Origin of the sequence: Amycolatopsis sp. lyj-90, from assembly GCF_046549035.1 — a bacterium.
GTDB lineage: Bacteria > Actinomycetota > Actinomycetes > Mycobacteriales > Pseudonocardiaceae > Amycolatopsis.
The window spans coordinates 1,103,235-1,116,989 of the sequence record NZ_JAJPWP010000002.1 but is presented as its reverse complement, the minus strand read 5'-3'; the positions used below and the strand labels follow the sequence as shown (position 1 = coordinate 1,116,989).

The following is a 13,755-nucleotide window of genomic DNA, read 5'->3' as shown; positions in this document are numbered from 1 at the left end:
TTGCCGCAAGATGACCTCCAGCAAGGACAAGACGGAGCGCCGCTTCCGCAAGCGCTCGAAGGCGCGCAAGCGGTTCGCCGGCGCGCTGGCGCTCGGGATCGCGCTGCTGAGCGTGGGCGGCCTGTACGCCGTTTTCGCTCCGGAGCCGCAGACCGCGCAGGCGCAGGGCGAGTCCGCCCTCCTGCGCGAGGGCGAGAAGCTCTACAACAACACGTGTATCGAATGTCACGGGCCGAAGCTCGAAGGCGTCCCCGACCGCGGCCCGAGCCTCATCGGCATCGGCGACGCGGCCGTGTACTTCCAGACCTCGACCGGCCGCATGCCGGCGGTGCGCCAGGAGGCGCAGGCGATCCGCAAGCCGCCGAAGCTGTCCGAGGCCGAGATCAACGCGCTGGGCGCCTACATCCAGGCCAACGGCGGCGGCGCGCAGCGTCCCACCGAGAAGGGTGACGCGCTGCGCGGCGAGGACGTCGCGCGCGGCAGCGAACTCTTCCGCCTCAACTGCGCCTCCTGCCACGGCTTCACCGGCCGCGGCGGCGCGCTCTCGTCGGGCAAGTTCGCCCCGAACCTGGACCCGGCCACGGAAGAGCAGATCTACACCGCGATGCTCACCGGGCCGCAGAACATGCCCAAGTTCTCCGACCGGCAGCTGTCGCCGGAGGAGAAGAAGGACATCATCGCGTTCGTGAAGTCCGTGAGTAACGGGAACAACTCACCCGGCGGTAGCTCGCTCGGCGGTATTGGCCCGGCCTCGGAGGGCGCGATCGCGTGGATCGTCGGGATCGCCGCGCTGATCGGCGTGACGTTGTGGATTGGATCGAAGGCATGAGCGCCGAAGGGCCGAAGCCGCCGACAGAGGCGGAGTTGGCGGACATGGATCGCGACCAGCTGGTGAAGCTGGGTACCGCGCTCGACGGTGTCGAGATCGTCGAGTACCCGACTCCGTGGCCGGTCGAGGGGACGCGGGCGGAGAAGCGCGCCGAGCGCGCTGTCGCGCTGTGGTTCGTGCTGGCCGCGATCGCCGGTCTCGCGTTCGTGGTCCTCATCGCGTGGCCGCACTGGTTCGAGTACAAGGAGCCGGGCACGACCGGCTACACCAAGTACACGCTGTACACGCCGCTGCTCGGGGTCACGCTCGGCCTCGCCGTGCTCAGCATCGGCATCGGCGCGGTCCTCTACACCAAGAAGTTCATCCCGGCCGAGGTCGCGGTGCAGGAGCGCGGGGACGGCGGGTCGAAAGAGGTCGACAAGGCCACCATCCTCGCCCAGCTGGCCCACTCGGGCAGCCACAGCACCATCGCGCGCCGGTCGCTGATCAAGCGGTCCGCGGGCGCCGGTGCCGGTGTGCTCGGTCTCGCCGTGGCCGCCCTGCCGGTGGCGTCCTTCATCAAGGACCCCTGGAAGGACACCGAAGGCCGCGACTCGCTGTGGCACTCGGGCTGGAAGAAGAACTTCCCGGACGAGGTCGTCTACCTGCGCCGCAACACCGGCCGTCCGCACGAGGTGTCCCTGGTCAGGGTCGAGGACCTCGACGCGGGCGCCATGGAGACGGTGTTCCCGTTCCGCGAGTCGGAGCGGGAGGACGAGCACGCGCTGTCCGCCGCCTTCAAGCGGGTCGACAACCCCGTCATGCTGATCCGCCTCCGCCCGACCGATGCCGCCAAGGTCATCAAGCGTCAGGGCCAGGAGGACTACAACTTCGGCGACTACTACGCGTACACGAAGATCTGCAGCCACGTCGGCTGCCCGACCTCCCTGTACGAGCAGCGGACCAACCGCATCCTCTGCCCCTGTCACCAGTCGCAGTTCGACGCGCTCCACTACGCCAAGCCGATTTTCGGTCCGGCGACGCGGCCGTTGGCCCAGCTTCCGATTACAGTGGACAAAGAGGGCTTCCTGATCGCGCGCGGAGACTTCAACGAGGCCGTCGGACCGGCCTTTTGGGAGCGTAAGTCATGAGTTCACTCACCACCCCGACGAAGGGGACGAACCCGGTCGAGAAGGCCGCGGGTGCGGGTGCCAAGTGGGCCGACGACCGGTATCACCTGGCCAAGGGCATGCGGCACCAGATCAACAAGGTGTTCCCGACCCACTGGTCGTTCCTGCTGGGCGAGATCGCGCTCTACAGCTTCATCATCCTGCTGCTGTCGGGTGTGTACCTCACGCTGTTCTTCGACCCCTCCATGGAGGAGGTCGTCTACAACGGCAGCTACACAGGTCTTCAGGGCGTCGAGATGTCGCGGGCCTTCGCGACCACGCTCGACATCTCGTTCGACGTCCGCGGCGGTCTGTTCGTCCGCCAGCTGCACCACTGGGCCGCGCTGATCTTCGTCGCGTCGATGATGGTGCACATGTTCCGGATCTTCTTCACCGGAGCGTTCCGCCGTCCGCGTGAGGCGAACTGGGTCATCGGCGCGCTGCTGCTGGTCCTGGGCATGTTCGAGGGCTTCTTCGGCTACTCGCTCCCGGACGACCTGCTCTCCGGTACCGGTATCCGCGCGACCCTGTCGGGCATCGTGCTCTCGGTGCCGGTCATGGGCACCTGGATCCACTGGGCGCTGTTCGGCGGGGAGTTCCCCGGCAACGAGATCATCCCGCGCCTCTACACGATCCACATCCTGCTGCTGCCGGGCATCATGCTCGCCCTCGTGGGCGCGCACCTCGCGCTGGTCTGGTACCAGAAGCACACGCAGTTCCCCGGCGTGCGCCGCAAGGAGACCAACGTCGTCGGCGTCCGCATCATGCCGGTCTTCGCGCTCAAGGGCGGTGCGTTCTTCGCACTGGTCACCGGCATCATCGCGCTGATGTCGGGCCTCTTCCAGATCAACCCGATCTGGAACATCGGCCCGTACAACGCGGCGCAGGTCTCGGCGGGCTCGCAGCCTGACTGGTACATGGCCTGGGCCGACGGCATGCTGCGGATCTGGCCGGCGTGGGAGCTCTACCTGGGGAACTACACGGTCCCCGCGGTGTTCTTCCCCGGCGCGGTCGGGATGCCACTGCTGATCGGGTTGCTGGTGATGTATCCCTGGATCGAGCGAAAGCTGTCCAAGGACACCGCGCACCACAACCTGCTGCAGCGTCCGCGCGACGTCCCGGTCCGGACCTCGCTCGGCATCATGGCCCTGACGTTCTTCGCGGTCATCATGCTGTCGGGCTTCAACGACATCATCGCGTTCGCCTTCGACATCTCGCTGAACGCGACGACGTGGGCGGGCCGGATCGGTGTGCTGCTCGCACCGCCGATCGCGTACTACCTCACCTACCGGATCTGCCTGGGTCTCCAGCGGGCCGACCGCGAGGTGCTGGAGCACGGTGTCGAAACCGGCATCATCAAGCGCCTGCCGCACGGTGAGTTCATCGAAATCCACCAGCCGCTCGGCCCGGTGGACGACCACGGCCACCCGCTGCCGCTCGAGTACCAGGGCGCGTCGGTGCCGAAGAAGATGAACAAGCTCGGCTCGGCCGGACACCCCGTCGCGGGTTCGACCTGGTCTCCGGACCCGGTCGAGGAGACGATCGCGCTGGAGCGCGCCCGGTCCAACGGGCACGGCAACGGCAACGGCAAGGTCGACGACATCGGCGGCGAGCCCTCGCAGGAGCGCAAGGAGATCACCTCCGGGCACTAGCGGACCGCCGCTGAAGGGGACTTTCCCCTCGTTACACGCGACCAAGGGCGCTTTCCCCGCATCGCATGCGGGGAAAGCGCCCTTCGTCTTGCGTGAAGCTATAGGGCCGTAAGGGCTTCGCTCGCTCACGCGCCGACGCCGGTGTCCCGAAAGCCACTTTCGGGACACCTGATGTCCCGAAAGTGGCTATCGCGACACCCGGGCAGCGGCCCGGACCATGCTGAGGTGGCGAAGGGGCCCTTGCCAACCCTGCCGACGTGAGCGCTGGGACTGTGTCGTCCTGGTCTGACCGCGATGTCCGTGAAGGCCTCCTTGAGGGACCCAGGGTCCCTCAAGGAGGCCTTCACGGACCAGTCACACGAGCGTCAGCCGACGACCCGCAGCTCCAGCGGCCGCATGTCGTCCTCGCTCGGTACCACGGTGAGGCCCGCGGCGGAGAGGACCGCGGTGAGCGCCGCCCTCACCGCCGCGTGTGCGGAGTTCAGCTGCCGCACCCTCGGATGCTCGATCTCCCCGGCCGTCAGATGCCGGTAGACCTCCTCCTGCCAGGCGACGTTCATCAGCCAGTTCACGTAGACGCCGCCGGCTTCGCCGAAGAGGTCCACGTCGATCGCCGCGCCGCCCTCGTCGCTGAGGCCGGAGAGGTCCGGTTCGGCGATCACCCGGAAACCCGCCTCCCGCAGGACGGCCGCGGTCCGGCCGCCCAGTGCGAGCAGCCGTTCCTGGTCGGCGGGGGAGACCCGTCGCGGCGACGTCATCCGGCACCCACGAGCACGCGTTCCTCCTTGGTCTCGGCGATCAGCGCGCCGGGGAAGTGGATACCGCGTTTCCGGTAGGCGGTCCGCATGTAGCCCTGCAGGATAGTCTTGTACCCCGAATTGAGCAGTTTGTCCTTGGTCCAGTTCACGGAGAACGAGACGACCAGATCGTCCCCCATTTCGGGCACCCAATCCCGGTCGCAGTCGGGGCACGGCTTTCGTTCGGAGTACAGGGCCTTGATGTCCTTCGGGTTCTTTCCCTTGGCCCGTACCTTCTCGACGATGTCCTTCTCGGAGTGCCGGTCATCGCCGTCGCTGTAACCGATCACGTAGTTCGGATACTTGCCGTCGGGGTTGGTCCAGCCTTCCAGATAGGCGACCGCGATGTTGTGCCCGATCCCGAAGCCGGACCCGATCCGCGCGTCCATCGCGATGGAAGACATCCCGCCGCTGTCGTAGTCGACGATCCCGCAGGAGAAGTCCGGGAGACCCGCTGTCTTGGCGGCGGCCACCGGGACTTCGGAGAGCCGCTTGCACCATTTGCGGATGGTCTTGAAGATCGGCGTGACCTTCTCCACGACCTTGCTGAAGAGCGCGGATTTGCTCACGAACTTCTTGATGTTGTCGATGATCTTCACGACCGCCGAAGCCACCTTCGGCAACTTCAGGAACACCGCGACCACCGACGCGACGTTGAGCACGGTCCAGATGCAGGCTTCGATGTTGCCCTCGCCGAAGCACCTTTCCGCGTCGCGCCAGCCGATGACCTCCAGCAGCACTTCGGCGCCGATCTCGACGAGGAATTCGACGACCCCGCCGCCGCTCTGGGCCTTGTCCCTCGCCTGCCGGTATTCGTCCAGGAGCATGCGCCCGAAATCGGACGTCGAAAGCATCGCGACTTCTTCCGGCGTCAGGTCCGGGAGCTGCCCGGACGCCTCGGCCGCCTTGCGCCGTACTTCCTCCTCTTCCTGGCGTTGCCGTTCTTCGGCGCGGTCCGCGGCCTGCTGGGCCTCGGTCGCGCTTTGCCTCGCCCGCTCGGCCGCGGCGGCGGCGTTGCGGGCGTGCTCCTCCGCCCGGTCGGCGGCGTCCCTGGCCTCGGCCGCCGACCTTTCGGCGTTCGTCGCCGCTTCCCTGGCCAGCCGCGCGTCGCTCTCGGCCCGGCTCGCGGAGTCACGGGCGGCCTGCGCCTCCCGCTCGGCCGCGGCCGCGCTCCGGCCCGCGATGGCCGCGTCGGCGTTCGCCTCGTTGGCGGCGGCCCTGGCGGTCTGCGCGTCGGCCCTGGCGGCCGCGTCGGACGCGTTCGCCCGTTCGCCCGCCGCTCGGGCGAGTGCCCCTTCGGCCGCCGCGCGTGCCGCCGCTTCCTGAGCCTCCGCGGCGGAATTCGCGGCTGCCGCGGCCGACGACGCCGCCCGTGCCGCGGCTTCGAAGGCGGGTTTCACCGCGTCCGCCGCCCGCCTGGCCGCGTCCGCGGCGCGTTCGGCGGCCGACTGGGCCTCGGTGGCCCGTTCCCGCGCGGCCCTCGCCTGCTCGTCGCCGACCGCCCTGGCCTGGCTCGCGACCAGGATGACGAAGTCCGCGTCGATGTCCGTGCCCGCGTACGGCGCGACGACCCGGATCGCGGTGTTCGCCGGATCGGTGATGGCCGCCGACGAAGAGCTCGCCGCCGTGGACGCCCGGAGCGCGACGGACGCCTGCGTGGCCGCCGAAACCGACTCGTTGAAGGCCGCGTCGGCCTCGGCACGCGTCCGTTCCGCCGCCATCAGCGACCGCATCGCCTCCTGGGACGCCTGCTCGGCCAGCTGGACGGCCGCCCGCGCGGCCTCGCCCGCCTTGGTCTCCTCCAGGGTCGCTTCGCTGGCTTTGACGTTGGCCACGGTCGCGTGCTGGTGCGTTTCCGCGGCCGACGACTCGGCCCGGCCCGCTGCCCTGTCCGAAGCCGCGGCGGCTGCCTTGGCCTCCTGCGCGGCCGCGCGTGCCCGGGCCGCGGCCCGGGTCGACTCGGTCGCCGCTTCCCTGGCGACCACGGCCGCCCCGGTCGCCCGGTTGGCCGCGTCCCGTGCCGCGGAAGCCGCCGTGGTGGCCTGTCCTGCCTCGGCCCGGGCCGAGTCGGCCGCCCGGCGCGCGTCGCCCTCGGCCGTCGTCCCGCGTGCCGCCGCCTCGGCCGCCGTGAGCGCGTCCGCCTTGGCCTGGGCCGACTGCTTGCGCTGCTCGGCCGCGAAGGCGTTGTCACGGGCCGTCCGCGCGTTGCCTTCCTCGGTGACCGCCCGCTGTTCGGCGTCGCTCGCGAGCCGCTCCTGGTGCTGCGCCCGCTGGTTGGCGTCCTCGGCGATCCCGGCCTGACGCTGGGCCTCGCCGCGCTGCCGTCGCGCTTCCGCCGCCGCCTGGTCGGCACGCTGCCGCGCGTTGGCCGCGTTGACGCGTTCCGCCTCGGCGACCTGCCGGGCGCTCTTCGCCCGGTCCCGCTGGCGTTGCGCCTCTTCCCGGTGCCCGCGGGTCCGGTCCGCGGCCGCCCTGGCCGCCTCGGCCGCGGTTTCCGCCTGTTCGCGAGCGGATTTGGCGCGGACGGCGGCGTCCTTGGCCGCCGCGGCCTGTGCGGCCGCGGCATCGGCGACCGCCTTGGCGGCCTGCGCGTGCTGTTCGGCGTGCAGGCCCCACTGACGTGCCTGTTCCGCGTGCCGCTCCGCCCGTTCCTGGGCGTTGCGGGCCTGATCGGCCGCCTCGGTGGCGTCGATCGCGTGCTGCGCGGTCTCCGCAGCGTGCACGGCGCCCTGGGCGGCCGCGGCCATTCCCCGGGCCATGTCGCCCCACTGCGTGCCATAGGGCAGCCCGGCGGCGATGAGTTCGGCGGCCTGGACACCCGCTCGTTCGGCGGCACCGACGGCGTCGGTCGACGCGGTGCGGGCGTTGGCCACCTGACGCGCGGCTTCGGCCTTGACGAGGGTGAACGAGTCCGCCGGGTGATTCCCCGCCGCGTCGTTGGCGTCGAGGATCTGCTTGGCCTTACGGGCTTCGTTGCCCGCCTGCACCATCGCGTTGGCCACCCGCTGCAGCGCCCGCAGCGCGTCGCCGTGCGCCACCACGAGCTGTCCGCGCGCGGTCATCGCCCTGGCGGACCGCCGGGCGAGATCGCTCAGCTGGTCGGCCGCGCGTTCGGCGGCTTCCTGGTCGCGGATCTGCTTGTCGCGGTCTTCGGCGTCGCGCCGTGCGGCGGCCAGGTAGCCGGTGTTGAGGAATTCGGCGATAGCGGCGTCACCGGCGTCGAGCGCGGCCTGCGCCGCGGTCTTCACGTGGTGGCCGGCGACGCCGAGCAGGGTGGTGACCCGCGCGCGCAGCTGGTCGGCCCTTGCCTGGCTCCCGGCGGCGATCTGCGTGTCCCGTTCCTGCGCGATCTCCCTGCCGTAGGCCAGGAACTGCTCGCGATCGGTGTCGGTGCCCGCCAGCACCCGCTGGACCTCGGCCTTGAAGATCGGGCCGCCGGTGCCCGCCAACGCCTGGATCGTGGCCCGGTTCCGCCTCGCCGTCTCGGCCACGCGTGCCGTCGCGCGGGCTTTGGCCGCGTCGAGACCTTGTTCGAGGAATTCCTCCAGCGCGGCGGCGGTTCCGGCGGCCAGCGCGGCCGCGGCGGCTTCGCGGACTTCCGGCTCTTCGGCCAGTTCCGCGTAGTCGGTGACGATCTGGCGGACGAACGGTTCGCCGACGAGGGAGGGGACACCCGCCTGTCCGTCCCAGTTGCGGTACGGGTCTTCCGGCATCGGCCGTGCGGGCGACGTCGGTGGCGGGGTGACGGGTGGTGGATCGTCGGCCGACGCGGAACCGGGCTGGATCAGCCCGGCGAAAACGGTCAGGACCAAAAAGAGGACGAGCGCTCTCAGCGCGTGTTCGGGTTTTGACATCTGAACCCCCAGAAGTCTTCGTTTCCTGGAAAAGGAAAGGGGGCCTCGCCGGTTTCCCGGCGAGGCCACCGGTGTCACCTGGCGTACGCCCACGCGCCCTTCTGGGCGGTGTGATCGATGTTGCCGAACTGGAACATGCTCCGGCGCTTCCCGGGTTCACCCGGGACGTCCATCTCGTCGGAGATGGGATAGCCGAGCCAGCTTCGTTCCCAGCCCATCTTTTCCCAGAGTTCGCGGATGGCACCGAAGATCAGCCGCGAATCCGTGCTGGGACTCCAATAGATGGACCGGCCGCTTTCGAGATGGGTCGCCCGGCCGACCCCGTCCGGGAGGAAGAGGTTGTCGACGACGGGCAGGTTGGCGGGGACCTTGTGCCCGCCCATGGACCAGTACTTGGTCAGGATCGGGAACAGGATGTTCTTCGGCCCCAGCGAAGGGTTCCAGAAGGCCGCGCCGTTCTGGAACTTCCGCACCCGCACCCCGTTCTCGATGTACTCCGGCGTCACCGCCGGTCCGAAGTACTCACGCCACCAGTCCTCGTTGAGCAGGCGGAGGTCGATCTTCGTGGAGATGTTGGGATTCGGGTCGACGGTCTTCCACGAGGCGTCGGTCGCGTAATTGCCCGTGGTGTCGAAGTTGTTCTCGGCGCTCTGGCCGTGCGCGGCCCACAGTTCGCCCCAGTACTGCCTCAGGTACCGGCCGGGGTGCGCCTTCGACTGCAGGCTCACGTTGCCCGCGCTGTTGTCCAGGCCCGGCCGCGCGCACCAGGTCGCGTTGAGCTTGAACCCGTCGGTGCCGTCGTTGCCCGCGAGCTGGACCCGCAGGTTCGGCGCGACCCGCAGATAGCTGCCGACCCGGGTGGCCGATTCGAGCGAGAAGCAGTTCGCGTCCGCGAGCCCGGTGACGACCTTCCAGCTGGCCTCGCCGAGCGGGGCGGTGACGGTGTTCGCCGGCTGCGTCCCCGGGGTCGCCCAGGCGTCGCCTCCGCCGCTGCGCACGTGCCAGCCGCGGGTGTTCAAGGTGACTCCCGAGAAACCCTGCTCGAGCGGAAGGTACTGGCCCCTGGCGAGGAAGTCCTTGACCTGGTCCCAGGTCCCGGTCGCCGCGACCGAAGCCGCCGCGGCCGAGAGCCGCGGGCGCAGCCTGCTCGCATCGGCCTTCGTCTTGATGTCCCGCACCTTCTGCCGGTCGGCTTCCTCACGCTCGCGCAGGATCCGGGCGTCGTCGCGGGCACGGGCCTCGCCGATGCCGGTGACGATGAACCGCGTCCAGTCCGCCGCCCCGGCGATCAAGGCGGCGTTCGCCGCGTTCTTGATCTCGCGGTGCGCGGGGTCGGCCAGTTCCGGCGTCTTCAGCAGTTCCCGGATGAAGTCGTCGTCGGGCAGCAGCAGCCAGCTCGCGACGGCGACGACCGGGATCTTGTGGCAGGCGTCCTTCTTGGCCGCGACCGCTTCGGCGCGACGGCCTTCTTCCTCGCCCTTCTGTTTCTCCCGCTCGATGTAGTCGAGCTGGTCCTGGTGGTGCAGCTCCCGGATCTTGTTCTCGATGAAGTCCTTCCAGACCGCCGCGTCGCCACCGAAGGCGTCGAGGGCACCGAGCTTGAGCTTGGTTCCCGCCGGAGCCCGTTGGTAGACCTTGTAGACGAAGTTCTGGTCGTTGTCGTTGAGGATGACGTCGTCGTAGGCGAGTTCGGCGTCGATCAGCGCCTCCCGCCGGACGCGGACGGTCTCGTTCCACGCGTCCTGGCGGCGCTGGCGTTCGATCCGGTCCCGCGCGGCGAAGTCGAAGACCCCGGTGCGGATGAACGCCGTCGCGTCCGGCGCGGTGGGCGTCTGCACCATGATCCGGTAGACGCGGTACGACTCTTCTTTGGTGAGCGGGAAATCGGTGCCGTTGATCCGGTCGAAGACCTTGAAGACGAAGTTCATGTCGGTGGCGTTGCGCCATTCGGACGTCGCGTCGCCGACCTCGATCTCGTGGACCGCCCTGACCTTTTCCAGTTCGGTCGCGGCCGGGAGTTCGGCCGCCGTCGCGTCCGGGCTCTCCAGCGGCGCCTCGGGCGCGGGCGGTGGCGGTGCGGCGCTCGCGCCCGCCGGGGTGACCAGACCGGTCAGCGCGGTGGCGACGGTCAGGATCGCGAGCGTCCGGGTCAGTTTTCCGGTGTTCCCCAGTGTTCTTCGCATTTCGGAATACCTTCGTCGAGGAGAAAGAAGACCGGCAGGGGACCGGGACCTCCCGGTCCCCTGCCGAATTCGGGCCGGACTCAGCCCACGGGGACGCCCACGCGGCGGAATACCCTCAGTTCGCCGTCGGCCGCGTTCCAGCTGATGGACCAGCCGTTCTGGAAATCGCTGCGGCGTCCGCCGGGGATGTCGTACTCGTCACTGGTCGGGAAACCGAGCTGACCGGTCTCCGCGCCGAGCGAATCCCATTTGCCGCGGATGGCGCCCATCACGAGCTTGGCCCCGGTCGCCGGGGTCCAGTAGATCGCGACGCCCTGCTGCAGCGAGATCTTCGCCGAACCGCTCCCGGAGACCTGATGGGTCAGCGGCAGCAGCCATTTGTGCCCGCCCAGGGCCAGATACCGCGTGTGGACCTCACCCGTGACGAACCTGGCGCCGGTCTCCGGGCCCCAGTAGACGCGCCCGTTCTGGAAGTCCCGGTAGCGGACGCCGGCGTCGTGGACCTCGGCGGCCTTCGGGTTCCCGGCCAGGGCGCGCAGCTGGTCGTCGTTGTACCAGCCCAGCATCAGCGGGGTGGAGACCTCGGGGTTGGGGGCGACGACCTTCCAGCCCGAGTCCTCGTTGAACAGCCGTTCGGTGTCGAACCAGTTGCCGCCGCCGAGCTGCGCGACCCACAGCTGCGCGTCGGTGTGCCGAAGGACCCGGCCCGGCTGCGCCTTCGACTCCAGCGCGATGCCCCAGCCGGTGCGCTTCGGGCACCAGGTCGCGTCCCGTTTGAACGCGTCCGTGCCGTCGTTGCCGTGCAGCTTGACCCGGAAGTCCTGCTGCCGCAGGTAGTTCCCGGTGCGGTCGACGGATTCGAACGAGTAGCAGAGCGGGTCGGCGAGCCCGCTCGCGACCTTCCACGTCGCGTACGGCAGCGGTTTGGTGCCGTCGGTACCGGCCTGCCCGGGGGTGATCCAGGCATCGCCGCCGCCGGAGTGCACGTACCAGCCCTTCACCCCGGGGGTCACGGTCTGGAGCGACTGGTTGAGCACCTGGTACTGGCCCTCGCGCAGGAACGCGACGACGTCGGCACGCGAACCGGTGAGCGCGGTGTCGGCGGCCGCGACCAGCCGGGGCCGGACACCGCCGTTCTCCGCCCTGGTCCTGATCTCCCGGACGACACGGCGGTTCGCCTCGTCCTCCTCGCGTTCGCGGCGGGCCTTGCCCCGGTCCGCCGCCTCCTTGAGGCCGGTGTTGACGAACGTCCGCCACACGGCCGGATCGGTGCTGCGCGAAGCGAGATCGGCGGCGTCCTTGATCTCGACGTTCGCCGGGACCGCGAGTTCGGGGAGACGCAGCAGTTCGCGGATGAAGACGTCGTCGGGTGCCTGCAGCCAAACGGTCTGGAAGGTGGCGGGGATGGCGGCCACCGCCGAACGCCGTTTGAGCTCGCGCTCGACGCGCTGTGCCTCTTCCTCGCTCTGCTGACGCGCCTTTTCGATGGCGGCGAAGTCGTCCTGCTCGGCGAGTTCGAGGACGGTGACCTCGATGAAGGTCTTCCACACGGCGGCGTCACCCTGGTACGCGGTGGCGGCGCCCGCCTTGACCTTGCTCCCGGTGGTGGCCCGGCTGAACACCTGGAACACGAAGTTCCGGTCGGTCAGGTCGAGCATCGCCGGGTCCGGGGCGATGTGCGCGTTCTCGATCGCCTTCATCCGGGTGGTGACGCGATGCTGCTTTTCGGCGTCGCGCAGCACCTGCTCGTCCTGATCGCGCTGGACGAATTCGTGGACGCCGGTCCGGATGAACACCGAGGCGTCGGGCACGGCGAGCCCGTAGACCCGGGATGCCTCGGCCTTGGTGCGGGGGAACTTGTCGATACTGATCTTGTCGTAGATCCGGAAGACGAAGTTCTTGTCGGACAGCCGGAGCCAGTCGTCGGTCGGTTCCCCGACGTGGATGGCGTTGACGGCGTCGTACTTCTCCCGTTGCGTGGCGGGGAGAATGGTCGTCGAGCCGACGTCGGGTTCGGCCGTCGGGATCGCCGGCGGCACGGCCTGCCCCGGCGGTGGTTCGGCCGCGTGGGCGGGAATGCCCAGCAGTCCGGAGAAGGCGGCGGCGACGGTGGCCACCGCCAGGCCACGGCACAACCGTGACGTGGACATAGTCGTTCTTCGCATACCCCAGTTCCTTCTTCTCGAGAGAGACGGTCGTGATCAGCTCGGGTTCTTGACCCGCTGTTCGCCTTCGAGTGCCTGTCGCAGCAGCGATTCCCAGTACGCGGCCTGGTCGACGGCCATCGAGCGGTTGTTCTCCCAATCGGCCTCGGTCGCCTTCGCCGGGTCGATCATCGCGTTCCAGTTCGGGTTCTGCGCCTGCTGGGCCGCGAGCAGGATGGCGCGCCAGGTTTCGGCCTGCTGCCGCGAGAAGTCACGCGCCTCCTCCCATTTGGACTGTGCGGGCGAGGCCTGCGTGCCGACGCTCCGCCAGGCCGCGGCGGCCTTGTCCCTGGCTTCTTTCCCGGCTTCGCCCTCGGTCTCCCTGGCGGCCTTCTCCGCGGCTTCCGCGTCGGTGATCAGCCGCGCGATGGTGTGCAGCCACTGCTGGTTCTGGTCCAGCACCCGCTCACGGAACGACTCGATGTCCAGTCGCGCCGCGTGTGCCCAGCCCCAGGCGAAGAAGTCGGTCAGATCGTCGTCGGTCGCTCCCGCCCGGACGGCGTAGGAGGCGGCGAACCGCACCTGCGCGCCGGGATCGTTCTGCGCCAGCATCCGGATGTAGCGGCGGTCCTCCTCGACCAGTGCCCGTTTCTGCTCTCCGAGATCGGCGCGGAACTTCAGGTCGCGGGCCTTGGCGGCCTCGTAACCGCCGCCGTGACAGAACTCTTCGCGTTTCGACGGCGACTCGGTCAGGTAGTTCGAGGCCGCTTCGTAGACCTCCGGCGAATACTGCCGGGTGTGCGTTTCCAGCAGCCTGTTCAGGAAATCGATGTTGCGTTTGTCGAGGTTCTGCGCCCTTTCCTTCGCGAAGACGAGGCCGCCGTCGGGAAGACGCAGGAACTCGATGGCCGCCGCGTCCGGATCCTCGCTCAGCAGCGCCACCCACGCGTCGGTCTTCACCGTCGCGTAGAAGCCGTATTTCGCGTGGTACAACACTTCTCGCCGGGCGATCTCACCCGGCATCGAGGCCGAGGCCGAGACGACCCCCGGCATGGCCGCGCCCGCCACCGGAACGGAGACCGTCCCGGTGAACAGGACGGCCGCGCACAGGGCACAGGACAGCATTCGTAGATACACGGAAGCCCCCA

At 69.4% G+C, this 13,755-nt stretch carries 8 protein-coding genes; 3 read left to right on the top strand and 5 right to left on the bottom strand.

Going from position 1 to position 13,755, the window contains the following annotated elements:
• Positions 1-10 precede the first annotated feature (10 nt).
• The 3 genes from ACLJPX_RS11090 to ACLJPX_RS11080 are packed head-to-tail and all read left to right on the top strand — an operon-like array spanning position 11 to position 3,629.
• On the top strand, positions 11-829 hold the full coding sequence (locus tag ACLJPX_RS11090) for a c-type cytochrome (RefSeq protein WP_101609491.1): 819 nt from the start codon (positions 11-13) through the stop codon (positions 827-829).
• Positions 826-1,959 (top strand): ubiquinol-cytochrome c reductase iron-sulfur subunit, encoded by a 1,134-nt coding sequence (locus ACLJPX_RS11085; RefSeq protein WP_410599973.1) that lies wholly within the window; start codon positions 826-828, stop codon positions 1,957-1,959. The genes ACLJPX_RS11090 and ACLJPX_RS11085 overlap by 4 nt, the downstream gene beginning before the upstream one ends.
• Positions 1,956-3,629 carry a cytochrome b gene (locus ACLJPX_RS11080; protein ID WP_101609489.1) on the top strand — a complete coding sequence of 558 codons (1,674 nt, stop codon included), beginning with the start codon at positions 1,956-1,958 and terminating at the stop codon, positions 3,627-3,629. The genes ACLJPX_RS11085 and ACLJPX_RS11080 overlap by 4 nt, the downstream gene beginning before the upstream one ends.
• A gap of 365 nt (positions 3,630-3,994) precedes the next feature.
• Here ACLJPX_RS11080 and ACLJPX_RS11075 read toward each other — a convergent pair whose 3' ends face one another.
• The 5 genes from ACLJPX_RS11075 to ACLJPX_RS11055 all read right to left on the bottom strand — a co-directional run bounded on the left by ACLJPX_RS11075 (position 3,995) and on the right by ACLJPX_RS11055 (position 13,744).
• Entirely contained in the window at positions 3,995-4,387 is a 393-nt protein-coding gene (locus ACLJPX_RS11075; RefSeq protein ID WP_410599972.1) for a hypothetical protein, read from the bottom strand.
• A complete protein-coding gene (locus tag ACLJPX_RS11070) occupies positions 4,384-8,280 on the bottom strand; it encodes a nucleic acid/nucleotide deaminase domain-containing protein (RefSeq protein WP_410599971.1) in 3,897 nt (1,298 codons plus the stop codon). Before ACLJPX_RS11070 ends, ACLJPX_RS11075 begins: the two co-directional genes overlap by 4 nt.
• Before the next feature lie 74 nt (positions 8,281-8,354).
• Positions 8,355-10,463 (bottom strand): AbfB domain-containing protein, encoded by a 2,109-nt coding sequence (locus ACLJPX_RS11065; RefSeq protein WP_410599970.1) that lies wholly within the window; start codon positions 10,461-10,463, stop codon positions 8,355-8,357.
• A gap of 80 nt (positions 10,464-10,543) precedes the next feature.
• Positions 10,544-12,628 (bottom strand): AbfB domain-containing protein, encoded by a 2,085-nt coding sequence (locus ACLJPX_RS11060; protein WP_410599969.1) that lies wholly within the window; start codon positions 12,626-12,628, stop codon positions 10,544-10,546.
• 36 nt (positions 12,629-12,664) lie between these two features.
• The gene (locus ACLJPX_RS11055; protein ID WP_146044385.1) at positions 12,665-13,744 is read right to left on the bottom strand and encodes a hypothetical protein; all 1,080 of its coding nucleotides are present in this window, start codon (positions 13,742-13,744) and stop codon (positions 12,665-12,667) included.
• Positions 13,745-13,755: the final 11 nt, after the last annotated feature.